Here is a 21,651-nt window from a genome sequence, read left to right as displayed (position 1 = left end):
AGCCAGGGCCGCGCGCGCCGGTATCGAAACCTTCCGCACCATTCGAAAAGGCCAATTCGAGAATTGTGAGACCGGAGTGCTCAACGAGATCGCCTTCATCGCCAAACTGTTCCCGGAGGCTGCATGACAGGCGAGCACTGCCGACGACAAACACAGCCCTCTGCCGTTAATGCAACGGACCCGATCGCTGGCATGGACGGCAAGATCATCGGCCTCTATGGCCCGGACTGGTCCGGCTCGTCCGCCGCGGGGACGCAAGCATCTCGCTCTGCCGTTTGCGCAAAAAGACAGAACAGGCGAAATCGAGCCGCTCCCTTCATCAGAAAAGCCGATAGGAAACATCAGAAAGTTTCAGTTTTTCGGTTGCCCCCAGTGCTTCACACTGACCGGGAAATCAAGGAGCACCTCCATGAAGCTTTCGTTCTTTGCGATGCCGATCCACCCGCTGGGCAAACCCTTCGCAAAGAGCCTTGCCGTAGACCGCGAAGCCTTCATCCTGGCCGACAAGCTCGGGTATGCCGAAGCCTATTGCGGCGAGCACACCACCGACCAGGCCGAGATCATCACCTCTTGCGTCGCCTTTCTCGCCAGCCTTGCTTACGAGACCAAGTCCATCCGCCTGGGCACCGGCACCGTGAACATGCCCAATTCGCACCCCGCGCGGGCCGCGGCCGAAGTCGCGATGCTGGATCACATGCTCGAAGGGCGGCTGAACTTCGGAATTTAGCCGGGCGGGCTGATGTCGGATGCCGAGGTTTTTGGCAATCTCGACAAGGACCGCAAGGCGATGTTCCTGGAATGCATCAACATGGTGCTCGACATCTGGGCCGGCCAGGCGCCCTACAACCTCAAGGGCGATTTCTGGGAGGTCTCGACCCAGCGCATGATGATGCCGGAGATCGGCCAGGGCGCCATCATGAAGCCCTACCAGGACCCGCATCCGCCCATTGTCGGCACAGCCGTGGCCCCGTTCTCCAAGGGTGTCGCGGCCATGGCCCAACGCGGCTGGCAGCCGATCTCGGCGAACTTCCTGCTGCCGAAATGGGTGGCGACCCACTGGCCGAAATACGTCGAGGGCTGCGTAGCGGGGGGCATCACCCCGGATTACGCCGATTGGCGTGTCGCCAAGAACATCTGTGTCGCCGACGACATGGAAACCGCCCGCGCCTATGCCCGCGACCCGGGCTCGCCCTATGTGCTCTATTATTCGCAACTGCTGACCAAGCTGCGCGCGGGCGGGCGGATGAACCTCTTCAAGGAAGACCAGAACATGTCCGATGACGAGGTCACGCTGGACTATGTGCTCGACAAGCTGGTGGTCCACGGCGATCCGTCTTCGGTCGCCGACCAGATCCTCGCCCTGCGCGAAGAGACCGGGCCGTTCAAGCACCTCGTCTATGCCGGGCACGACTGGGCCGATTACGACCTTGGCCGCAAGGGAATGATCCTGATGGCCGAGAAGGTGATGCCGCTTTTGTCCGAGGCCACCAAGTCGGAACCCGTCACTGCTGCGGCCTGAATTGCGAGGACGCTGCCAGACACCGGAGGAACAACATGACGATGCTGATGAAACAGGCCGAAATCGACCCCAAGGCGTTCCGCCGGGCGCTTGGCAACTTCGCGACCGGAGTGGCAATCATCACCGCCCGCGCGCCGGACGGCACCAGCGTGGGCGTGACCGCTTCGAGCTTCAACTCGCTGTCGATGGATCCACCGCTGATCCTGTGGAGCAGCATGAAGGACGCGCGAAGCTGCGCGATATTCGAATCCGCCACGCATTTCGCCGTCAACATCCTCGCCTCCGACCAGATGGACATGTCGAACCACTTTGCCCGCCAGCAGGAGGACAAGTTCGCCGGCGTGGACTGGGAGCCGGGGATCGGCGGCGCGCCGATTTTCCCGAATTGCGCCGGGCGCTTCCAGTGCGAGACCTATGACAAGCTCGACGGCGGCGATCACTGGATTTTCGTTGGCCGCGTCGTGGCCTTCGACGATTTCGGCCGCGCGCCGCTCTGCTTCCACCAGGGCTCTTACGCAATGGTCTTCAACCATCCCGGCAGCTTCCCCAAGAGCGGCGAGGATGCGCTTGAAGGCGCCGACGGCGGCCGCATGGGAAATCACCCGTTCTTCCTTATGCTGCGCGCCGTCCGTGCCTACCAGGACCGCTATCAGCCCAAGCTGGAGACCCTCGGTCTCAGCGTCATCGAGGCCCGCATCCTGCTGGTCCTGACAGACATCTCCGGTCTCAGTGCCGAACAATTGGTCGTCCACCTGCACGCGCCGGTCACCGAGGCGCGCGTGGCGCTGTCCAGTCTCGGCGATTGCGGGCTGGTCGCCCCGGAGGGGGAGGGGCATGTCCTGACTGAGGCGGGCCGGGCCAAGGCCGAAGAGTGCTGGAACCTCGCAGAAGCCCATGCCGGGGAAACCTTCAAGAGTTTCAGCGACACCGAGGTCGACTGCTTTACCGGCGTGCTGCGGAAGCTTATCAAGCAATAGCGCCTTGGGCCTTTTCTGAATTGCGCATAGGCGCGGGAACGCGACAGACGGCGATCGGGCGGGGAGCAATGCCCCCGCTTCACCCAAACGGCTGCGTCGGCCCGATGCTTCACTGGTCAGTACCGCAAGGGCATCGAAACGAACAACGGTTCAGGACAACCAGATTGACAACCAACTCCTGGCGGCAGACTTCCCGGCCAGGGAATTTGCGCGGAGGACAGCCACAGTGCCTCAGGCTGAACACCTCGTCGAAGCTCAGCCCCATGTCCCTGGGGATCAGCCGGTCATAGGTGACATCCAGCCCGGTCAGCCTGCCGGCCTCCCGGTGCAGCCGGGGCGATTTCGAGCGGGTGATATTGTCGCCGATCAGGCCGAGCCTGACCTGTTTCGCGCTGGCGGGGGTCATGACGCGGCCCTTCCGAGCAAGCGTTTCTTGGCGGCGGCCCACAGCGGCGTCTGCCTGACGAAAATCAGGATGACGCCGATGAAGAGGGCCAGGGACAGCGGGCTGGTGACAATGCCTTCGAAGAAGCGGGGCAGGCTTTCGCGTTCGGAGATGATCGCGCGCCGCCAGTTGTCGTCGAGCAGCCGGGAGAGGATCACCCCCAGGATCACCGGGCCGAGCGGGTAGTTGTACTGCTTCATGAAGTAGCCAAGCACGCCGAACCCGAGCATCCAGTAGATGTCGGTGACCGAGTTGTTGACCGCGTAGGCGCCGACAATCGACAGCAGGAAGATCAGCGGGATCAGCACCGTGCGGGGCATCTCGACGATCTTGGTGAAGATGCGGATGCCGGTCAGGCCGAACAGCAGCATGAAGAAATTCGCCATCACCAGCGCGCCGACGATGAACCAGAGCATGTCGGGCTTGTCGATCATCAGCATCGGGCCGGGGTTGAGCGCGTGAATAAACAGGGTGCCGATCATGATGGCGGTGACCGCATCGCCGGGAATGCCCAGCGTCATCATCGGGATGAAGGCGCCGCCCACGGCCGAGCTGTTGGCGGTCTCGGGCGCGACCAGCCCCTCCATCGCGCCTTCTCCGAAGGGGGTTTCCGGGTTCTTGGTGACTCGTTTGGCGTGGTCATAGGCCATCAGCGCGGCAATATCGCCGCCGGTGCCGGGCAGGGCGCCGATGATGACGCCGATGCCGGAAGTCTGCAGCGACAGCGCCAGGTACTTGCGGATCACGCTCCAGGAGGGGACGATCCTGCCCACTTTCTGCTTCACCGCGGCGCTGCCGATATGGTGCAGCTGCATCAGCGCCTCGGAGACGCCGAACATGCCGATCATCACGGCGATGAAGGAAATGCCGCTTTTCAGAACCGGCACGCCGAAGGTGAAGCGCTCGGTGAAGGTCAAGGGGTCCATGCCGACCGCGCCCAGCCCGATGCCGAAAGCGCCGGCAAAGATGCCCTTGACCAGGCTGCCGCCGGACAGGGAGCCGACCAGCAGGATGCCGAGGATCGCCAGCAGCATGTAGTCGCGCGGCTGGAACGACAGCGCGATGTCGGACACGAAGGGCGCCGCCACGGCCAGCACCAGAATGCCGATCAGGCCGCCGAAGAAGGACATCACGGTGGTGACGCCGATCGCCACGCCGGCCTCGCCCTTCTGGGCCATCGGATAGCCGTCCATAGCGGTCGCGATGGCCGAGGGCGCGCCGGGGATGTTGAGCAGGATGGCGGTGCGCGAGCCGCCGTAAACGCCGCCCATGAAGATGCCGATCATCAGCGAGATCGCCGGGTAGACATCCCAGGAGAAGGTGAAGGAGATCAGGATCGACACCGCCACCGGCGAATCGCAGGCTGCACCGCCGGTCACCTCTCTAAAATGTACTGTGCGGTTAATTTGCCAACGGGAATGTACCAAGCGTTTAATTTCGTTCTATCACGGGGTCAGAATCGGAATGTGCAGAGACCCCGGCCAATGGCAGAGACGACAAAAAAACCGGCCAAGCCCCGCAAGTCGCGCTGGAAACAGGACCCTGACGCGGTCAAGGCCGATATCCTGAGGGTAGCCACCGGGGAGTTTGCGGCGCATGGGCTCGCGGGCGGGCGGATCGACGAGATCGCCCGGAAGACCGAGGCCTCCAAGCGGATGATCTACTATTATTTCGGCGACAAGGAGGGGCTTTACCAAAGCGTTCTGGAAAACGTCTATCTGATGCTTCGCGAAAACGAGGACGCGCTGGAGGTCGAGACCCTGGAGCCGGTGGCCGCCCTGAAACGGCTGGTCGAGGCGACCTTTGATGCCCATGCCGCCACGCCGCAGTTCATCCGCCTGGTGATGATCGAGAACATCCACAACGCCGCCTATCTGCGCAAATCCGAGATCATCCCCCGCCTCAACCGCTCGATCATCGAAAAGCTGGATGCCGTCTGCCGCCGCGGCCAGGCCGCCGGCCTTTTCCGCGACGGAGCCGATCCGCTGGAGCTGCACTGGCTGATCAGCTCCTCCAGCTATTACAACGTCTCGAACCGGGCGACGTTCTCCTCGTCTTACGGCGAGAGCCTTTATACCCCGGAAGGCCAGGCCCGGCTGCGGCAGCGCCTGGTCGACATGGTGCTGGGGCTGGTCGTCATTGGCCACGCGCCAAAGCCGCTGGCGGCCGGATAGCGGCGTAAGCTGGTGATCATTCCCTTTGCAATCGCCGCGGCAGAAATGCCCGCCGCCGAGCCGGCAAGCTGGGTCTGCACCCGGCCCTGGTGTTCGAGGTGCCGGGCTCACTGCGCGGCGTGAACGATCCGCTTGTGCTGGCGGCAGGGCTGTTCGCGGGGGTTCCCATGCTGTCGATCTATCCTGTTCCGGGGGGCGGCATATGGCGCGGAGCAAGTTAGCGCGGCTGCATTTGCCGCCGCCACCGCTGCCTCCTTCTTCGCGGTCAGCGCGCTGATCCGGGTGGCGCAGACCCCCGGTCAGAGCCGCAAGAGCCCCCGGACAGGCCCAAATTGCATGACGCAAAACCGGCGCAGCCCGGACCAATTGCATTTCACGTTTTTGCCAGGCGCTTGCTCTTCCCCGGCCCTCTGGGTAACGCTGGGTTCCGCGGCCCGCATGGGAACTCTTTTTCATGCTCAATAGTTGGCCCTATAGACAGAACAGACGATTTTGCCCTTTGGTCACGGAGCCCACTGATATGCTGACAAGACGCCACTTCATTTCGACCACAGCAGCTCTGTTTTCCGCGCCGCTCGCGGCTCCCGCGTTTGCCAAGGGCCGGCCGTCAGCGGCCCAGAAAGCGGCTTGGGATGCTCAGGTGACCCCCGCGGGCTATGACCCCGCGACAACCAACATCTGGGGATTGCACCCGCGGTTCCTGCCGCAGCGGGTCGCGGCAAACGGCAATCTTGTTCCCGGCGACATTCATGTCGATGCCGTCGCCCGGTATCTGTACCATATCGAGGAAGGCGGCACGGCGATGCGGTATGGCGTCGCCATCGCGAAGGGCAATCTTTACGAACCGGGCACCTACACAATCCGGCGGAAGGTCGAATGGCCCACCTGGACGCCAACCCCGGACATGATCAAGCGGGATCCGGAGGCTTATGCGCAATATGCAGACGGCATGGACCCGGGCCCGCGCAATGCGCTGGGGTCACGCGCCTTGTATCTCTTTGACGGGAACCGCGATACCTACCTGCGTATTCATGGCACGCCGCATCCCCGCTCGATCGGCGGCCGGGCAAGCTCCGGCTGTGTCCGGATGGTGATGGCGCACATCAACGGGCTTTACCCGCATGTCGCCACCGGCTCGACCGCGTATCTGTATCCCGCCGAAGACTATGTCAGCGCCCAAAGCTGAACCCGCGGCAAGATCAGGGTCAGGCGTATAGCCGCAGCCCTGGCGCCTCAGGCGGTCACCCGGCGCGCTGGACGCAAATCGGGTTGCCGGAGGCGGTGCGCAAGGGAAGCAGGGTCGTTTCGACCGGGCCTTCGTGCATGTACCAGTAGCAGCCGTCCTCGGGCATGAGGCGGGCGGTTGCGAGGTTCTGGTTTGGGCCGGCCAGCGCGGCCACCTCCTCAGGAAGTCTGCCGCCGCCTCCTTCGGATATCGCGCACGCGCCCAGAAAAATAGCGGCCGAACACGCTAAAGCTGCCTGACGTCTCACTGTAAACCCCCGTCGAAATTCATTTTTGTGTGCCCCATACTGTCATTGAATGATCCGCGCCGCAACGCTTTGACGCCGGGCTGCCTGCACTCCCGCTGCGCCTCCGCTGAGTTCAGGAGAACGGAGGGCGGAAATCGGAGCGAGGCGGCCAAAACCCGAGGATACAGTCCCGCGGCTGCGGCGGGTTGAGCCGCTTCTCCGCCCGCCCGATGCGCGGCACGCGCTTGCGGCCCGATCCGGCCGGCGCGGGCGGTTGCGCCGCGGATTCCGGCCCCCGGTCCAATCAGGCTCTGCGCCGCGCCGCAACAGCCCGCTTCGCGCCACCGGGGCGGCGCCCCCGGTGCGTGGGGCCGGAGCGGGATTCTGCTGGCCGCGGTGCGAGCGAATCTGTCCCGGGCCCGTCCTCCTTTTCAACTCGCCGGACAGTTTTGTCTCCGTTCATCATAGATTTTGCATGTAAAATTAGCAGATTACGCAGTATATAATAAATAATTTGATATTTTATCGCGGGCCGGTACTCTGCTTGTCATCCAATGGGCATGAAAGGCACGCTTATGGCACCACGGTTGAAGCTGGGTCTGCTGACCCCCTCCTCTAACACCATCATGGAACCGCAATCGGCGGCGGTTCTGGCCGGACTGGAGCATGTCTCGGTGCATTTCGGGCGGTTCCGGGTGACGGAAATCTCGATGAGCGGCGATGCCCTGGGGCAGTTCAGGTTTGGCCCGCAGCTGGCGGCGGCGGAGCTGCTGGCGGATGCGCGGATGGATGTGATCGCCTGGGGCGGCACCTCCGGCAGCTGGCTGGGGCGGGCCAATGACGAAGAGCTGGTGCGCCAGATCGAGGCCCGCTGCGGCGTGCCCTCGACCACCTCGACGCTGGCGCTGTTCGCCGCCTTCGAGGCGCTGGAGGTGCAGAGCTACGGGCTGGTGACGCCCTACCTCACGGAAATCCAGGAGCCGATCCTGAAGAATTTCGCGGCCGAGGGCTACCGCTGCACCGGCGACCGCCGGCTGGAGGATCCCGGCAACTACTCCTTCTCCGAATACGGCGAGGAGAAGATCGCGGAGATGGTGCGCGGGGCGGCCGAAGGCAAACCGGACGCGATTGTCATCCAATGCACGAATTTCAACGGCACCCGGATCGCGCCGGCGCTGGAGGAGGAACTCGGGATACCCGTCCTCGACAGCGTCGCCTTCACGATCTGGCACTGCATGAAACTGGCCGGGGCCGATCCCCGCCAGGTCAAGGGATGGGGGCGCCTGTTCCGCGACGGCGGCGCCTAGGCCCCGCCCTCCAGGCGTTCCGGCACGGCCGCCGCAGAAGCGGCCGGCGGACAAACCGCAATCCAACAAGGAGATGACTATGAAGAAGACCATGCAATGGGTAACGGCAGCGGTGCTGACGGCGGCCGCCGGCGGCGCCATGGCGGAAACCTACGATCTGAAGGTGCTCGGCCAGCCGGTGGCAACCGGCCTGATCCAGAAGAACGTGGAGCAGCCGTTCTTCGAGAATTTCGCGGAACGCTCGGGTCTGGACGCTGCCGCCGACTACAAGCCGCTGGACGTGACCGGCATCAAGGACACCGAGCAGCTGCGCATCCTGAAGGCGGGTCTGTTCGACATCGTGTCGCTGCGGATGTCACAGATCTCGCGCGATGAACCGACCATTCTCGGGCTCGATCTGGTCGGGCTGAACCCGGATTACGAGACCGGCCGCAAGACGGTTGCGGCCTTCGAGGATGCGGTGGATGCGCAGCTGCAGACCAAGTTCAACACCAAGCTGCTGGGGGTGTGGCCGTTCGGCCCGCAGGTGCTGTTCTGCAAGCCGGAGATCGGCGAGCTGAGCGATCTGAAGGGCAAGAAGGTGCGGGTCTACGACCAGAACCTGGCCAATTTCGTCGCCTCGGTGGGCGGCACCCCGGTGCCGATCGGCTTCCCCGACGTGCATCAGTCGCTGGCCCGCGGCGTGGTCGATTGCGCCATCACAGGCCCCAGCTCGGCCAACTCGGCAGGCTGGCCCGAGGTCACCGGCTACATGCTGCCGGTCGCCTTCCAGCTGGCGCTGAACGGCTATGGCATCAACCTGGACAGCTACAACGCGATGGCGACGGAGGACCAGCAGAAGCTGGAGGCCGCCTTTGACGGGCTGGTGGACGAGATCTGGGCCTACTCGGAAGAGCTGTTCGACGATGCGGTGCGCTGCAATGTCGGCGAAAGCCCCTGCGAGACGGTCAAATCCTACGACCTGAAACTGGTGCCGGTCAGCGATGGCGACCGCCAGATCATCGGCAACGCGGTGACCGCGATTTCCTTCCCGGCCTGGGCGGAAGTCTGCGACGCGACCAATGCCAGCTGCTCGGCCGATTGGAAGGCCGCCCTGGGCCAGTCCAACTGATCAAGGACCGGAGGGCGGCCGCGCTGCCGCCTTCCGGCGTATCCGGAAAGGACGTCCCCCAATGAACTATCTTGCTCAGCTGGCCAGCCGGTTGTTCGGCGCCGCGCTGGTCGCGCTTTCCATCTTTGTCTCCATCGAAACCCTGTCCCGGAAACTGTTCAACTTCTCCTTTGAGGGCGCGGATGAACTGGGCGGCTACGTGCTGGCCGTCGGCTCCAGCCTCGCCTTTGCGGTGGCGCTGGTGGACCGGGCGCATATCCGCATCGACGTGCTGCACGCGCGCTTTCCGGCCCGCCTGCAGGCCATCATGGACTGGATCTCGGTGGTGTCGGTCGCGGGTTTCGGCCTCTTCATCCTCTATGTCGGGCACATCGTGATCGACGACACGCTCAGCTACGGCAGCACCGCCCCGACCCCCTGGGCGACGCCGCTGATCTACCCGCAGGCGGCCTGGTACGCAGCGCTGTGCCTGTTTGCGCTCTGCGCCATCTGGCTGGCCGGGAAGGCCACCATGATGGTGATGACCGGGCGGCTCGGCCAGGTCACCGATGCCTTTCACCCGAAAGGCGCCATCGAGGAACTCGAAGAAGAAATGAGCGACCTCGAACGCCGCTGACGGCACCCCGCCGGCGGCAAGGCCGGCGGGACATTTTCCGCGAAAGGGAGAACTATGGGAATCGGATCGGTATTTGTGGGCTTCTTCAGCATGATGGGCCTGCTGCTCATGAGCTTCCCCATCGCCGTCATCATGGTGGTGCTGGGGGTGATCGGCGGTGTGATGCTGTATGGCTGGCCGCTGCTCAACTCGATGGGCCCGGTGATCTGGGGCGTGCAGAACGAGAACATCCTGACGGCGGTGCCGCTGTTCATCCTGCTGGGCGAGCTGCTGCTGCGCAGCGGCATCGCCGACCGGATGTACGGGACGCTGGCGCTGTGGCTGGGGCGGCTGCCCGGCGGGCTGCTGCACACCAACATCGGCTGCTGTTCGCTGTTTGCGGCCACGTCCGGGTCGTCGGTGGCCACCGCTGCAACGGTCGGAACGGTGGCGCTGCCGGCCCTGAAGAGCCGCGGTTACGGCGCCCGCCAGGCGCTTGGCTCGCTGGCGGCGGGCGGCACGCTGGGCATTCTGATCCCGCCCAGCGTCAACCTGCTGATCTACGGCTCGCTGGCCAATGAATCGATCGGCCGGCTGTTCATCGCCGGCATCGTGCCGGGGGTGGCGCTGACGCTCTTGTTCATGGTCTACATCGCGCTGGAGTCGAAGTTCCTTCCGGGTGCGGGCGGCGAGGCCGAACAGAAGGTGCCGCTGTCCGAGCGTATCGCAGCACTTGTGCATCTGGTGCCGCCGGCGGTGATCTTTGCCATCGTCATGGGCTCGATCTATTTCGGCATCGCAACCCCGACCGAATCCGCAGCACTGGGCGTGGTGGCGGCGCTGGCGTTCGCCTGGCGCGAGGGCAAGCTGAGTGTCGAGTTCTTCGACAACTGCTTCCGCCAGACCGCCAAGACGACGGGCATGATCCTGCTGATCATCACCGCCGCCTTCATGCTGAACGTGACGCTGGCGCTTGGCGGCATCGCTCAGACGATGACCGGCTGGGTGGCCTCCTTCGGGCTGTCGCCTGCGGGTCTGCTGATGGCCTTGATCGTGTTCTACCTGTTTCTGGGCATGTTCATGGATGTGCTGTCGATGCAGGTGCTGACGATCCCGGTGGCGCTGCCGATCGTGACCGCGGCGGGCATCGACCCGATCTGGTTCGGCATCTTCATCGTGCTGATGTGCGAGCTGGGCATGATCACCCCGCCGGTGGGCATGAACCTCTATGTGGTGCAGGGGGTGCGCAAGGACGGCGGCCCGTTCCGGGACGTGGTGCAGGGCGCGATCCCCTATGCGCTGATCATGGTGCTGTTCACCCTGCTGCTGATCGCGGTGCCGGATCTGGTGCTGTGGCTGCCCAATTCGATGATGGGGCACTGAGCCATGGCAAGTGACTTCTGGCGCCTTGGCGCGGGCGGCTTGAGCGATGCCTACGTCCGGCAGGAGGCCTGCGCGCTGCAGGTGATCACCGAGCTGCGCGAAAGGATCGCGCGGCTCAACCCCGGGATCAACGCCTATGCGGCGCTGGCCCCGGACCTGGAGGCGCAGGCCGAAGACAGCGCGGCGCGGCTGCGAGAGGGCAGGGCGCGCTCGCCGCTGGAGGGCGTGCCGGTGGCGCTCAAGGACAATCTGGTCATGCGCGGGCTGCCCGCCGCCTGGGGCGGGGAGGTGTTCACCGAAGTTCAGACCCGCGATGAGCTGCCGGTGCAGCGGCTGCGCGCCGCCGGGGCGATCCTCATCGGCAAGACGAATTGCCCCGAATTTGCGGTGGAGGGCTATACCGCCAGCCGCAAGTTCGGCGTCACCCGCAACCCTTGGAACCCGGAGCTGACGCCCGGCGGCTCCTCGGGCGGCGCGGTGGCGGCGGTCGCGGCCGGGCTGGCGGCGGCGGCGCTGGGAACCGACGGCGGCGGCTCGATCCGGCGGCCGGCCGGGCACACCGGCCTGTTCGGGCTGAAGCCCACCATCGGCGCCATCCCGCGGCACGGCGGGCTGCCGCAGATCCTGATGGATTTCGAGGTGGCGGGCCCGCTGGCGCGCTCCGCCCGCGACCTGCGGCTGATGTTCGGGGTGCTGACCGGCGCCGGCCGGGCGGACCCGGCCTCGCGCGGGAGGTGCCCTTCTTCTCCGGCGCGGCGCGGCCTGAAGGTGCTGTTTGCCGAGCAGTTCGGGGACAGCCCCTGCGATCCGGCGATCCGCCGGTCGGCGCGAGGGGCGGCGGACCTGCTGGCCTCGCTGGGGCATGCACTGACGTCCGGCCCGTTGCCTTTCGATCTGGCGCCGCTCAACCGGTTCTGGGGCAGTTTCGCGCAGATCGGGCTGGCGCATCTGGCCGCAACGGTCCCGGCGATGGCACAGCGCGCCTCGCCGCAATACCTGGAGATGGCGGCCCGGGGCAGCGGCATTCCGGCGCCTGAACTGTTTGCGGCGCTGGAGGACGTGCGCAGGCTGCGCTCGGCGGTGTCGCAGGCATTCGGCGAATGGGATGTGATCATGACGCCCTCGGCTGCGGCGCAGCCCTGGCCTGCCGGCGAAGCCTATCCGCCGCTGATCGACGGGCGGGAGGCCGGGCCGCGCGGCCATGCGGTCTATACCGGATGGGTCAATGCCAGCGGCCATCCCGGGCTGGCGGTGCCGGTTCAGCCGGATGCCGCCGGGCTGCCCATTGGCATCCAGCTGGTCGGCGATCTGCACAGCGAGGACCTGCTGTTGTCGCTGGCCGAGGAAATGGAGCAGGCGGGCGGCGGCTGGCGCTGGCCGCGCTACGCGGAGGGCTGACGCCGGGCGCCGGGCCGCTTTCTTCGGCGGCAGCGGCCCTTTTCCTTCAGGGAAATGCAACCGACACTTCGCCCAGCCCCTCGATCCATCCTTTCACCCCGGTTCCGGCCTCGATATAGGGCAGACCGTTCAGCGAGCCGGTGATGGCCACCTGGCCCGGCTGCAACCCGCCGCAATGGCTGCCGGCCATTTCCGCCAGCTTGCAGAAGTTGTCAAAGGCGTCGCCGCCGGGCACCGGCACAGTGCCGTCCAGCACGCGGGTATCGCCGAAATCCAGCGTGGCAGTGGCTTGGGTGAGGTCCAGATCCTGCCAGTCCGCCCGCTCCGGCCCCGCCACCAGCCCGCCGTTCAGCTGGTTGTCCGCCAGCCGCAGCATCGGCGAGGCGGCCTCAGCATCCGCGAGCCGGGTCAGCACCACTTCGATCACCGGCACCAGCGAGACGCAATCCCGCAGCCGCTGCCGGAAATCACCCGTGCCGGGCGGCGGCAGCGGGCGCAGGATCTTGAAGCCGATCTCCAGCTCGATGCCGATCGGCTCGCCCTCCGGCGTCGGGAAGCTGTGCCCCGAGGGCCGGATGTCCGCCGCATAGACCGGCGCCATGATCACCGGCTGGCCCGGCTTGCAGGCCACCTTGAAGCCGCCAACGGGTCCAAAACGCTGAGCTAGCGCTTCCTGCACCCGGTAGGCATCGGCGGCGCTGAGCGCCCCGTTGCGCCCGCTGCTCAGGTCCGTCCTGGGGCCGCCCGCGCGGCTGCGGATCAGCGCGGCGGCCAGCGCCTCCGCCGTGTCTGTAAGAGGTCCTGTCATGTTTGCCTTTCTGTCTTGCGGCTGCTGCCAGTGGAGTTTTGATTAGTGATACGATTGGGGTCACTGCATTGATAAGCCGGGACAAACAGCCTATTTGACCAGGCAGGACCTAGATGCGTAAATGTCAGCGTGCCCCGGGGCGCCCGGGGCCGGAACAGGGAAGACACGGTATGGACGGAAAGCCGGCGCCGAAAAAGCGCAGAGGATACAATGCCCAGGGCAAGCTGACCATCAGCCGCCTGTCCCTGCATGAACAGGTGGTCAACCAGCTGCGCCAGATGATCGTGTCGGGGGTTTTGCCGACCGGCGAGAAGATCCGCTTCAACGAGCTGGCGGAGGAGCTGCAGGTGTCGCTGACGCCCTTGCGCGAGGCGCTCAAGGTGCTGGCGGGCGAGCAGCTGGTCGAGCTGATGCCGAACCGCGGCGCCCGCGTCGCGCCGATCACGGTCGAAGGCACCAAGGAGCTGTTCGAGGTAATCGCGGGGATCGAGGCGCTGGCGGCGGAGCTGACCGCCACGCGCATCACCGGCGATCAGCTGGCCGGTCTGGAACAGCTGCACGAAACCATGCGCGGGCATCATGAGCGCGGCGAAAAGGAGCCGTATTTCGAGCTCAACCGGGAAATCCATGACAAGATCGTCGAGTTTGCCGGCAATGACATCCTGCAGGACATGCGCGCGCAGCTGGCCCGCCGGGCGGAGCGGGCGCGATTCATCTCGGTGGCCTCCGGGCCGCACCGTATCGAGGCGATGCAGGACCACGACGAGCTGATGCAGGCGCTGCGGGCGGGTGACGCCAAGGCGGCGCATCTGGTCTGGCGGCGGCATCTCCTGAGCTCCGGCGAGGAGACCTGCCGGATCCTGAAGGACTGGGAAGCGGAACGGGAACACGCGCAGAGCTGACGGCCACCTGGCCGCAGCCGGGCAGGGCCGGGCCGCGCGGGGCGGCCGGCACAGGCACAGCGGCCGGGCAATGCGGCCGCTGTGCAGGCTGGGAGGGCCGGCGCTATGCAGCTTGCGCACCGTGCGCGCCGGACGCGGCTTCCGCCAGATAGTCGAGCGCCGCCTGCACGCCGCCGGTCCGGTGCGGAACCCCGGCCAGCCTCAGCCCCATTTCCACACCGCTGAGCGTGCCCGCCAGCATCAGGTCGTTGAAATCCCCCAGATGGCCGATCCGGAACACCCGGTCCGCCAGCCGGCCCAGCCCGTTGCCCAGCGACATGTTGAGCTGCTGATGCACAACCTTGCGGAAGGCGTCGGCGGAGTGGCCTTCGGGCATCAGCACCGCGGTGAGCGCCCCCGAATAATGCTCCGGCGTGCGGCACAGAACCTCCAGCCCCCAGGCCCGCACCGCGCGGCGGGTGGCCTCGGCATGGCGCTGGTGGCGGGCAAACACGGTGTCCAGACCCTCGGCATGCAGCCGGTCAATGGCGGCCGCCAGCCCGTAGAGCAGGTTGGTGGCCGGCGTGTAGGGGAAGAAGCCGGTGCTGTTGGCCTTCAGCATCTCCTCCCAGTTCCAGTAGGCGTGGCGCATGGAGCCCCCGGCGGCGGCCGCCCTGGCCTTGGCGCTGACCGCGTTGAAGGAGAGGCCCGGCGGCAGCATCAGCCCCTTTTGCGAGCCGCCGACGGTGACATCCACGCCCCATTCGTCGTGCCGGTAATCGATCGAACCGAGCGAGGAGATCACGTCCGCCATCAGCAGCGCCGGGTGGTCCGCTGCGTCCAGCGCCGCCCGCACCGCCTGAATGTCCGAGGTGCAGCCGGTCGAGGTTTCATTGTGCACGACGCAGACCGCCTTGATCCTGTGGCCTGTGTCCGCTTCCAGCGCCGCGGCAATGGCGGCCACGTCCGCGCCGCTGCGCCAGTCTGTTCCGATCACCTGCGGCTCCAGACCCAGACGCTGCGCCAGCCTGAGCCAGAGAGCGGCGAACTGGCCGGTTTCGCACATCAGGACGACATCGCCGGGCGCCAGCGTGTTGGCCAGCGCCGCCTCCCAGGCGCCGGTGCCGGAGGCCGGGTAGATGATGACATCGCCGTCCGTCTTGAACACGGTCCTGAGGCCGGAAAGCGCGCGCAGGCCCAGCTCGCCGAATTCCGGGCTGCGGTGGTCCATGGTCGGCTGGTCCATCGCGCGCAGCACGGCGTCGGGTACATTGGTGGGGCCGGGGATCTGCAGAAAATGCCTGCCTGGCTTGAACATGGTGAAGGCTCCCTGTTTGGAAAAATTATTGTATTCCAGAAGGCTGCACCAAATATGATAAATAATCAAATACTATGTAAGGCACTGAAATTGCGATGAAAATTGCGCTCTAAAATGGCCGCGGAGGGCGGCCGGCACAGAATCAAACAAAGCGGCCGCCTTGCGGCAGCCGCTGTTTCAGGCGCGGCGGGGGCGGTCAGACGAATTCGGACGGTCCGCGCGACAGGTAGGTGCCATCGCCGGGCGCGCCGGTGACCGCGCCGTCCAGCGCCACGGTCTTGCCGCGCAGGATGGTGCGGACCGGCCAGCCGGTGATCTCCATCCCCTCGTAAGGGGTGTAGTCGGCGCCGTGGTGCAGATCCTGCTGGCGGATCGGCGCGGTCTTCTGCGCGTCCCACAGCACGATATCGGCATCCGCTCCGACCATGATCGAGCCCTTGCGGGGGTACAGCCCGTAGGTGCGGGCCGGGTTGGTCGCGGTGAGGGCGACAAAGCGTTCGGCGGTGATCCGGCCCTTGCTGACGCCCTCGGAGAACAGGATCGGCAGCCGGGTTTCAATGCCCGGGATGCCGTTGGGCACCCATTTGAACGAGGTGCGGGCGTTGAGATTGTCCTTGCCGGTGTTCTCCGGCCCGTCAAAGCGGAACGGCGCGTGATCCGAGGAAAAGACGTCGAAGGTGCCGTCGCGCAGCCCCTGCCAGATTGCCTCCTGGCTGCTGCGGTCGCGCGGCGGCGGCGAGCAGACGTATTTGGCGCCCTCGAAATCCATGTTGAGCCCGGCCAGATCCGCCTTGGTCAGGGCGATGTACTGCGGGCAGGTCTCGGCCAGCACCTTGAGGCCGCGGCGGCGGGCCCATTGGATCTGCTCCATTGGGTCGGGGCCGGAGACATGCACGATCATGATCGGCGTATCGGTCAGCTGCGCGTGGCTGATCGCCCGGTGGGTGGCCTCGCGCTCGGCGATCTCGGAATGGGCGATGGCGTGGTAGTAGGGCGCGGTCTTGCCCTGCTGCTCCAGTCGGCGGGTCATGTGCTTGATCGCGTCGTGGCCCTCGGCGTGGACCATCACCAGCGCCCGCTCGCGGCGCGCGACCTCGAAGACCTCCAAGAGCTCGCCGTCGTCGAGCTTGAGGTCGTCATAGGTCATGAACACCTTGAAGGAGGTGTAGCCGTCGCGCACCAGCGCGGGCAGCTCCTGGCCCAGCACCTGCGGGGTGGGGTCGCTGACGATCAGGTGGAAGGAGACGTCGATGACGCAGTTGCCCTCGGCCTTGGCGTGGTAGTCCTGCACGCAGGCGCGCAGCGACTTGCCCTTTTCCTGCAGCGCAAAGGGCAGCACGGTGGTGTTGCCGCCCGCCGCCGCGGCGCGCGTGCCGCTGGCAAAATCATCGGCCATCACGGTGCCGTCGCTGGTGGGCTGGGACAGGTGCACATGGGCATCGACGCCGCCCGGCATCACCAAGAGGCCGCTGGCGTCGATCTCTCCGGCGGCGCCGGTGATGCGGCTGGCGATCTGCACGATGCGGCCGCCGCGGATGCCGATATCGGCGGTGTAGCGGTCAGAGGCGGTGACGATGGTGCCGCCGCGGATGGCAAGGTCGAATTCAGGCATGCCGGTTGCGGTCCTTCTGGTCAGGGGGGGATTGGTCGCGGGCGGCGAGAATGCGGCAGACTTCGGCGCCGGAGTTCAGCAGATGGATGCGCCAGGCGCGGCGGGCCGCATCAGGGTCGCCCGCGCGGAACGCCGCCATCACCTGTTCATGTTCCTGCAGCGCCGCTTCGCGGCGGCTGCCGTCATTCACCGCAACAAAGCGCACCCGCCGGGCCAGCAGCGACAGCTTGGCTCGCACATGGGCCAGGATCGGGTTGCCGGCGCTGTCCGAGATCAGATCGTGCAATTGGCTGTTGAGCGCAAAATAAGCCTCGTTGTCGCGCCGGCGGAAGCATTGCAGCATCTCGGCGTGCAGCGCCTCCAGCCGGACCAGATCCGCCGGTGTCATGCGCTGTGCGGCCAGTTCGGCAGCCTGGGATTCAATCCCTGCCATGACCTCGAACAGCGCACGGGTATCCGCCACCGTGACCGGCGCCACCCGGGTCGGGCGGTTCGGGGTCAGCTCGATCAGCTGCTCTTCGGCCAGGATCTTGAGCGCTTCGCGCATCGGGGTCAGCGACACGTCCAGCTGCCGGGCAAGCGATGTGATCTGAAGCTTTTCGCCCGGCGCCAGGCGGCCGGTCACGATCTGGCCGCGCAGCAGATCCGCCACCTGCTCATGCAGCGGCGTCCGGCTGACGGAGCCGCGGCGGCGCGGCCTGGCCAGAGGCGCTGCGGCTGCGTCACTGTGCGGGGTCATGGGCGATACGGGCCGACAGCGCCGGGCTCAATCCGGTGGAGGGCTTGGCGGCGGGGCGGCGGAAGCTGCCGCTGGTCGCCTTGGCGGGGCGGAGCCGGGCCAGCGTCTCGGCCTGGCCGATCGCGGCTTCGGCGCAGTCCACCAGCGGCACCGGCACCTGGTCGCGCAGCTGCGCGGCGAGCCCGGCCAGGGGCGCGCCGGCCAGCACGATGGAATCCGCCTCGCCGCTGGCCGCCACCCGGTTGCACAGCTCGGCCAGGAGGCCTGCCTTTTCGTCCTGCACATCGTTGATCGAGCGGAACGCGCCGGAGAGGGTATGCACGCCGGCACAGCGCGCCTCCAGCCGGTGCCAGGCGACGCATTCGCGGTACCAGGGTTCCAGCGCGGCGGCAAAGGTGACGATGGCAAACCGCCCGCCCAGCATACAGGCGGTGAGCATGCCCGCCTCGGCCAGCCCCACCACCGGCAGGTCGAACAGCTCGCGCGCCGCCCCCAGCCCGGGGTCACCGAAGGCGGCGACGATGGCGGCGTCATAGTCCCGGTGGCGCTCCGACAGGATCTCCAGCACCGAAACGCCGCCGATCAGCGATTCTGTCCGGGTGGAGATATAGGGCACGCCCGCGGGCGCGGTGACGGTGTCGAGCACCGTCTGCGGGGCCATCACCCGCCGGGCCGCCTGTTCCAGCCGCGCGGTCACCCCGTCCGAGGTGTTGGGATTGATCATCAGAATACGCATTTGATTTCCTTGCTCGTCCTGGGCCGGCCCGGGTGCGGGCCGGCATGTTTGTTTCTGCGTGTCTTGCCTGTTCACGGGATCAGTAGCCGAGGGTGCGCGGCAGCCAGGTGACGATGCCCGGGAAGGCCAGGCACAGCGCCAGCACCACATATTGCAGCGCGACGAAGGGCCAGACGCTGGCGATCAGCCTGGTCATCGGCACCCGGGTCACGCCGCTCATCACGAACAGCACCACGCCGACCGGGGGGGTCATCATCCCGATGATCAGGTTGAACACGAAGAGGAAGCCGAACAGCAGCGGATCAATGCCGAAGCTGAGGGCAACCGGCGCGAACAGCGGCACCAGCATGATGTAGGCGGCGTTGGATTCGATAAACATGCCGACCACGATCAGGATCACCATCACGATCAGAAGGAAGATCATCGGGCTGGAGGTCACGTTCTCCAGGAACCCGGCCAGCGCAGCGGGCACCATGTCGATGGTGAACAGAAACGTGACCCCGGCGGCAAAGGCGATCAGGGCGCCGACCATGGCGGCGCCCACCGCGGCGTTGAACAGCGACGGCAGCAGGTCTGCGACCTTCAGCTTGCGGGTGACGAAGAAGCCGATCAGCATCGCATAGGCCACGGCGATGCCCGCGCCCTCGGTGGCGGTGAAGATGCCGCCGACGATGCCGCCCACGACGAGAATCGGCATCAGCAGCACCGGCAGCGCCCGCCAGGTCTCGCGCAGGGCATGGCTGATGCGGAAGCTTTCGCCGGTCAGCTGATAGCCCTTGCGCCAGCTGACCCAGGACCCCAGCGCCATGAAGCCGACGGTGAGCAGGAGGCCGGGCACGATGCCCGCCATGAACAGCCCGCCGACCGAGACGGTGGAGCCAGCCATCAGCGCATAGACGATCATCGCGTTCGATGGCGGGATGATGGCGCCGAGGTTGGCGGCCGAGGCCACCACCGCGCTGGAGAAGCCGTCGTCGTAGTTCTGCCGCAGGGCAGGCACCAGCGTCGACCCCAGCGCCGAGGCTGAGGCCACGGCAGCGCCGGAGACCGCCGCCAGCATCATGCCCGCCACGATCGCCACATGCGCCATGCCGCCATGCAGCTTGCCGACGATGGAATTTGAAAAATCGACCAGCCGCTGCATGATGCCTGCGCGCACCATCAGCTCGCCCGCCAGCATGAACAGCGGGATCGCCATCAGCGGGAAGGAGTTGACCGAGTGCATCATGCGTTGCGGCAGCACCGACAGCTCGATGCCGCCCGCCAGGAGCCCGCCCAGCGAGGCAAAGCCGAGCGCAAAGGCCAGTGGCATGCCCAAAAGGGCGAGCCCGAAGAAAATGAGAATAACGGTAAGGGTCATTGCGCGGCCTCCGTGGACCAGGTGCCGCGGCCGCCCCAGGCCAGCAGCATCAGATGCAGCACCGAATGCACCGCGGCAATCAGCACGGCGATGTAGTAGACGGCATTGGTCAGCGGCAGCGTCGGCATCATCTCGGGCCAGGTGTAGAGGGTGACATCGACGCTGACGCGGAAGATCACCATCATCAGGATCGCGCCCAGCACCGCCGACAGGCGGAACAGCGTTTCCTGCGCGGCTTCGGAAAAGCGCACCACCAGCGCGTCGATACCGACGTGGACGCCGTGGCGGATGCCGTGCGGGATGGCCAGGAACATGGCCCAGACAAAGGCCAGCCGGGCGACCTCCTCGGACCAGTCGATGGCGCTGGAGAAGGCATAGCGGAACACCACCTGGATGATGACCAGCCCGGTCATCACGGCCATCGCGGTGATGACGGCGCCCTTGGACAGGGTGTCGATGCGGGTGAGGGCCGCCTTGCAGCGGCCGAAAACGGGGCCCGCCTGGACGGGCCCCTGCTGTACCTGGGCAGACATCAGCCGCTCACTTCCTCAAGCACGGCGTCGATGATGGCCGGGTCGATGCGGGTCTTCAGCTCTTCAATCACCGGCGCGGTCAGGCTGCGCAGCTCGGCGCGGACCTCTTCGGGGATGGGGGTGAAGGTCATGCCGGCCTCGACCAGCTTTTCGCGCGCCGCCGCATCCTCGGCCGCGGCCTGCGCCCGCTGCCAGGCGACCGCTTCTGCTGCGGCTTCGCGCAGGGCGGCCTGCTGCTCTTCGCTCAGCCGTTCGAACTTGCGCTTGTTCACCACCAGCGCGATGTAGTCGAAGAAGTGGTTGCTGTCCGACAGGTAGGTCTGCACTTCCTCGAACTGGCGGCTCTTGATGATCGAATAGGGGTTTTCCTGGCCGTCCAGCACGCCTTGCTGCAGGGCTGAATAGACCTCGGAGATGCCCATCGACACCGGGCTGGACCCGATGGCGCGGAAGGTGGCGAGATGGGTCTCGTTCGGCTGCAGGCGGATCTTGAGGCCGCCGAAATCCTTCACGGATTCGATCGCGCGGGTGCTGTTGGTCACGTTGCGCGAGCCCAGCTCCATCCAGCCAAGCGCGACAAAGCCCTGTTCGGCGAGCTCTTCGGCCAGCAGCGCGCCGACCTTGCCGTCGATCACCCGGAAGGCGGTTTCGCGGTCCGGATAGGCAAACGGCAGCGAGACGGCCTCCAGCTCCGGCACCGTGCGCGACAGGTAGGCGGTGCCGATCCAGGTGCCGAAGATCACTCCGGTGCGGACCTGATCGACGTTCTCCTTGGCGCCGCCCAGCTGCATGGCCGGGAAGCTGGCGATTTCCAGCTCGCCGCCGGTGGCTTCCGCGACGGCTTCGGCGAAACGGCCGATTGCCTTCGAGCTGGAATGCTCGGCCGGGAAATTTCCTCCGATGCGCAGGGTTTCCGCAAACAGCGGCGATGCCGTGGCGCAGGCCGCGATGACGGCTGCAATGCAAGTGTTCCTGAGGTTCATGGCTTTGGGCTCCTCCCTCGATCCCGGTGAAGTCATGTGGTGCGAGGAGTATTCGGGAGGGGCTCTCAAATCTCAAGATTATTTTTTGTTTTTTATTTTTTACATACTAAACATCAGAAAACACGTTATAAAACTTTGAAGAATAGGAAATCTCGGGCGAGGCGGTACGGTGGGGCGCAGGCCGGAAACCGCCGCTGCCGACGCAGAAGCAGAGCGGAGAAACGGCCGGATCCTGACCCGGGCGCGGTGATTCCCTGTCCAGAAATGCCTGTGGAGAGGGTCTGAGCCGCGGCTCTGAAC

The 21,651-nt window shown here is 66.0% G+C and carries 20 protein-coding genes and 1 pseudogene; 10 read left to right on the top strand and 11 right to left on the bottom strand.

Features of this window, described 5'->3' with window-relative positions; all coding sequences use genetic code 11:
- Positions 1 to 169 precede the first annotated feature (169 nt).
- Together ACOHX0_RS11820 and ACOHX0_RS11815 are read left to right on the top strand one after the other, a co-directional pair.
- Positions 170 to 1,519: pseudogene (locus ACOHX0_RS11820) on the top strand (LLM class flavin-dependent oxidoreductase).
- Positions 1,520 to 1,554: 35 nt separating this feature from the next.
- Positions 1,555 to 2,496: a p-hydroxyphenylacetate 3-hydroxylase reductase component gene (locus ACOHX0_RS11815; protein ID WP_420676946.1), complete on the top strand. Its 942-nt coding sequence runs from the start codon at positions 1,555 to 1,557 to the stop codon at positions 2,494 to 2,496.
- 109 nt (positions 2,497 to 2,605) lie between these two features.
- Here the strand turns inward: ACOHX0_RS11815 and ACOHX0_RS11810 are convergent, their stop codons facing one another.
- Complete coding sequence (locus ACOHX0_RS11810) at positions 2,606 to 2,902, bottom strand: hypothetical protein (RefSeq protein WP_420676944.1); 297 nt, start codon at positions 2,900 to 2,902, stop codon at positions 2,606 to 2,608.
- Complete coding sequence (locus tag ACOHX0_RS11805; RefSeq protein WP_420676942.1) at positions 2,899 to 4,320, bottom strand: tripartite tricarboxylate transporter permease; 1,422 nt, start codon at positions 4,318 to 4,320, stop codon at positions 2,899 to 2,901. Before ACOHX0_RS11805 ends, ACOHX0_RS11810 begins: the two co-directional genes overlap by 4 nt.
- A gap of 105 nt (positions 4,321 to 4,425) precedes the next feature.
- On the opposite strand from ACOHX0_RS11805, the gene ACOHX0_RS11800 reads away from it, so the two are divergent.
- Positions 4,426 to 5,115 carry a TetR/AcrR family transcriptional regulator gene (locus ACOHX0_RS11800; protein ID WP_420676940.1) on the top strand — a complete coding sequence of 230 codons (690 nt, stop codon included), beginning with the start codon at positions 4,426 to 4,428 and terminating at the stop codon, positions 5,113 to 5,115.
- 520 nt (positions 5,116 to 5,635) lie between these two features.
- Positions 5,636 to 6,301, top strand: a complete 666-nt coding sequence (locus ACOHX0_RS11795; RefSeq protein ID WP_420676939.1) for a L,D-transpeptidase — start codon at positions 5,636 to 5,638, stop codon at positions 6,299 to 6,301.
- A 55-nt stretch (positions 6,302 to 6,356) separates the two neighbouring features.
- Here the strand turns inward: ACOHX0_RS11795 and ACOHX0_RS11790 are convergent, their stop codons facing one another.
- Positions 6,357 to 6,572: a hypothetical protein gene (locus ACOHX0_RS11790; RefSeq protein ID WP_420676951.1), complete on the bottom strand. Its 216-nt coding sequence runs from the start codon at positions 6,570 to 6,572 to the stop codon at positions 6,357 to 6,359.
- Between the two features lie 590 nt (positions 6,573 to 7,162).
- Here ACOHX0_RS11790 and ACOHX0_RS11785 point away from each other — a divergent pair.
- The 5 genes from ACOHX0_RS11785 to ACOHX0_RS11765 all read left to right on the top strand — a co-directional run bounded on the left by ACOHX0_RS11785 (position 7,163) and on the right by ACOHX0_RS11765 (position 12,381).
- Positions 7,163 to 7,894, top strand: coding sequence for a maleate cis-trans isomerase family protein (locus ACOHX0_RS11785; protein ID WP_420676938.1), 732 nt, complete (start codon positions 7,163 to 7,165; stop codon positions 7,892 to 7,894).
- A gap of 79 nt (positions 7,895 to 7,973) precedes the next feature.
- Positions 7,974 to 9,005: a TRAP transporter substrate-binding protein gene (locus ACOHX0_RS11780; RefSeq protein ID WP_420676936.1), complete on the top strand. Its 1,032-nt coding sequence runs from the start codon at positions 7,974 to 7,976 to the stop codon at positions 9,003 to 9,005.
- A gap of 61 nt (positions 9,006 to 9,066) precedes the next feature.
- A complete protein-coding gene (locus ACOHX0_RS11775) occupies positions 9,067 to 9,621 on the top strand; it encodes a TRAP transporter small permease subunit (RefSeq protein WP_420676935.1) in 555 nt (184 codons plus the stop codon).
- 54 nt (positions 9,622 to 9,675) lie between these two features.
- Positions 9,676 to 10,983 carry a TRAP transporter large permease gene (locus ACOHX0_RS11770; protein ID WP_420676933.1) on the top strand — a complete coding sequence of 436 codons (1,308 nt, stop codon included), beginning with the start codon at positions 9,676 to 9,678 and terminating at the stop codon, positions 10,981 to 10,983.
- 3 nt (positions 10,984 to 10,986) lie between these two features.
- Positions 10,987 to 12,381 (top strand): amidase, encoded by a 1,395-nt coding sequence (locus ACOHX0_RS11765; protein ID WP_420676932.1) that lies wholly within the window; start codon positions 10,987 to 10,989, stop codon positions 12,379 to 12,381.
- Positions 12,382 to 12,427: 46 nt separating this feature from the next.
- On the opposite strand, the gene ACOHX0_RS11760 is transcribed toward ACOHX0_RS11765, so the two are convergent.
- Positions 12,428 to 13,189: a 2-keto-4-pentenoate hydratase gene (locus ACOHX0_RS11760; protein ID WP_420676930.1), complete on the bottom strand. Its 762-nt coding sequence runs from the start codon at positions 13,187 to 13,189 to the stop codon at positions 12,428 to 12,430.
- A gap of 170 nt (positions 13,190 to 13,359) precedes the next feature.
- Here ACOHX0_RS11760 and ACOHX0_RS11755 point away from each other — a divergent pair, with 170 nt between their 5' ends.
- The gene (locus ACOHX0_RS11755) at positions 13,360 to 14,091 is read left to right on the top strand and encodes a GntR family transcriptional regulator (RefSeq protein ID WP_420676929.1); all 732 of its coding nucleotides are present in this window, start codon (positions 13,360 to 13,362) and stop codon (positions 14,089 to 14,091) included.
- A 103-nt stretch (positions 14,092 to 14,194) separates the two neighbouring features.
- Here the strand turns inward: ACOHX0_RS11755 and ACOHX0_RS11750 are convergent, their stop codons facing one another.
- The 7 genes from ACOHX0_RS11750 to ACOHX0_RS11720 all read right to left on the bottom strand — a co-directional run bounded on the left by ACOHX0_RS11750 (position 14,195) and on the right by ACOHX0_RS11720 (position 21,351).
- Entirely contained in the window at positions 14,195 to 15,388 is a 1,194-nt protein-coding gene (locus ACOHX0_RS11750; RefSeq protein WP_420676927.1) for a pyridoxal-phosphate-dependent aminotransferase family protein, read from the bottom strand.
- A gap of 196 nt (positions 15,389 to 15,584) precedes the next feature.
- Positions 15,585 to 17,000 carry a dihydropyrimidinase gene (hydA, locus tag ACOHX0_RS11745; RefSeq protein ID WP_420676926.1) on the bottom strand — a complete coding sequence of 472 codons (1,416 nt, stop codon included), beginning with the start codon at positions 16,998 to 17,000 and terminating at the stop codon, positions 15,585 to 15,587.
- Positions 16,993 to 17,739: a GntR family transcriptional regulator gene (locus ACOHX0_RS11740; protein ID WP_420676924.1), complete on the bottom strand. Its 747-nt coding sequence runs from the start codon at positions 17,737 to 17,739 to the stop codon at positions 16,993 to 16,995. The genes hydA and ACOHX0_RS11740 overlap by 8 nt, the downstream gene beginning before the upstream one ends.
- Entirely contained in the window at positions 17,723 to 18,475 is a 753-nt protein-coding gene (locus tag ACOHX0_RS11735) for an aspartate/glutamate racemase family protein (RefSeq protein WP_420676922.1), read from the bottom strand. The genes ACOHX0_RS11740 and ACOHX0_RS11735 overlap by 17 nt, the downstream gene beginning before the upstream one ends.
- Positions 18,476 to 18,554: 79 nt before the next feature.
- Entirely contained in the window at positions 18,555 to 19,835 is a 1,281-nt protein-coding gene (locus ACOHX0_RS11730) for a TRAP transporter large permease (protein ID WP_420676920.1), read from the bottom strand.
- Complete coding sequence (locus ACOHX0_RS11725; protein WP_420676918.1) at positions 19,832 to 20,368, bottom strand: TRAP transporter small permease; 537 nt, start codon at positions 20,366 to 20,368, stop codon at positions 19,832 to 19,834. Before ACOHX0_RS11725 ends, ACOHX0_RS11730 begins: the two co-directional genes overlap by 4 nt.
- Positions 20,368 to 21,351, bottom strand: coding sequence for a TRAP transporter substrate-binding protein (locus ACOHX0_RS11720; RefSeq protein WP_420676916.1), 984 nt, complete (start codon positions 21,349 to 21,351; stop codon positions 20,368 to 20,370). Before ACOHX0_RS11720 ends, ACOHX0_RS11725 begins: the two co-directional genes overlap by 1 nt.
- Positions 21,352 to 21,651: the final 300 nt, after the last annotated feature.

Origin of the sequence: Cribrihabitans pelagius (genome assembly GCF_048820915.1) — a bacterium.
GTDB classification, from domain to species: domain Bacteria; phylum Pseudomonadota; class Alphaproteobacteria; order Rhodobacterales; family Rhodobacteraceae; genus Cribrihabitans_A; species Cribrihabitans_A pelagius.
This window is presented reverse-complemented; position numbering and strand designations above follow the sequence as displayed.

Excerpts from the sequence above, each read along its gene's own strand:
- ACOHX0_RS11815 (WP_420676946.1), top strand. The coding sequence starts at position 1,555 with ATGACGATGCTGATGAAACAGGCCGAAATCGACCCCAAGGCGTTCCGC.
- ACOHX0_RS11785 (WP_420676938.1), top strand. The coding sequence starts at position 7,163 with ATGGCACCACGGTTGAAGCTGGGTCTGCTGACCCCCTCCTCTAACACC.
- ACOHX0_RS11725 (WP_420676918.1), bottom strand. The coding sequence starts at position 20,368 with ATGTCTGCCCAGGTACAGCAGGGGCCCGTCCAGGCGGGCCCCGTTTTC.
- ACOHX0_RS11780 (WP_420676936.1), top strand. The coding sequence starts at position 7,974 with ATGAAGAAGACCATGCAATGGGTAACGGCAGCGGTGCTGACGGCGGCC.
- ACOHX0_RS11740 (WP_420676924.1), bottom strand. The coding sequence starts at position 17,739 with ATGACCCCGCACAGTGACGCAGCCGCAGCGCCTCTGGCCAGGCCGCGC.
- ACOHX0_RS11760 (WP_420676930.1), bottom strand. The coding sequence starts at position 13,189 with ATGACAGGACCTCTTACAGACACGGCGGAGGCGCTGGCCGCCGCGCTG.
- ACOHX0_RS11720 (WP_420676916.1), bottom strand. The coding sequence starts at position 21,351 with ATGAACCTCAGGAACACTTGCATTGCAGCCGTCATCGCGGCCTGCGCC.
- ACOHX0_RS11770 (WP_420676933.1), top strand. The coding sequence starts at position 9,676 with ATGGGAATCGGATCGGTATTTGTGGGCTTCTTCAGCATGATGGGCCTG.
- ACOHX0_RS11810 (WP_420676944.1), bottom strand. The coding sequence starts at position 2,902 with ATGACCCCCGCCAGCGCGAAACAGGTCAGGCTCGGCCTGATCGGCGAC.
- ACOHX0_RS11755 (WP_420676929.1), top strand. The coding sequence starts at position 13,360 with ATGGACGGAAAGCCGGCGCCGAAAAAGCGCAGAGGATACAATGCCCAG.
- hydA (WP_420676926.1), bottom strand. The coding sequence starts at position 17,000 with ATGCCTGAATTCGACCTTGCCATCCGCGGCGGCACCATCGTCACCGCC.
- ACOHX0_RS11800 (WP_420676940.1), top strand. The coding sequence starts at position 4,426 with ATGGCAGAGACGACAAAAAAACCGGCCAAGCCCCGCAAGTCGCGCTGG.
- ACOHX0_RS11750 (WP_420676927.1), bottom strand. The coding sequence starts at position 15,388 with ATGTTCAAGCCAGGCAGGCATTTTCTGCAGATCCCCGGCCCCACCAAT.
- ACOHX0_RS11795 (WP_420676939.1), top strand. The coding sequence starts at position 5,636 with ATGCTGACAAGACGCCACTTCATTTCGACCACAGCAGCTCTGTTTTCC.
- ACOHX0_RS11775 (WP_420676935.1), top strand. The coding sequence starts at position 9,067 with ATGAACTATCTTGCTCAGCTGGCCAGCCGGTTGTTCGGCGCCGCGCTG.
- ACOHX0_RS11735 (WP_420676922.1), bottom strand. The coding sequence starts at position 18,475 with ATGCGTATTCTGATGATCAATCCCAACACCTCGGACGGGGTGACCGCG.
- ACOHX0_RS11730 (WP_420676920.1), bottom strand. The coding sequence starts at position 19,835 with ATGACCCTTACCGTTATTCTCATTTTCTTCGGGCTCGCCCTTTTGGGC.
- ACOHX0_RS11765 (WP_420676932.1), top strand. The coding sequence starts at position 10,987 with ATGGCAAGTGACTTCTGGCGCCTTGGCGCGGGCGGCTTGAGCGATGCC.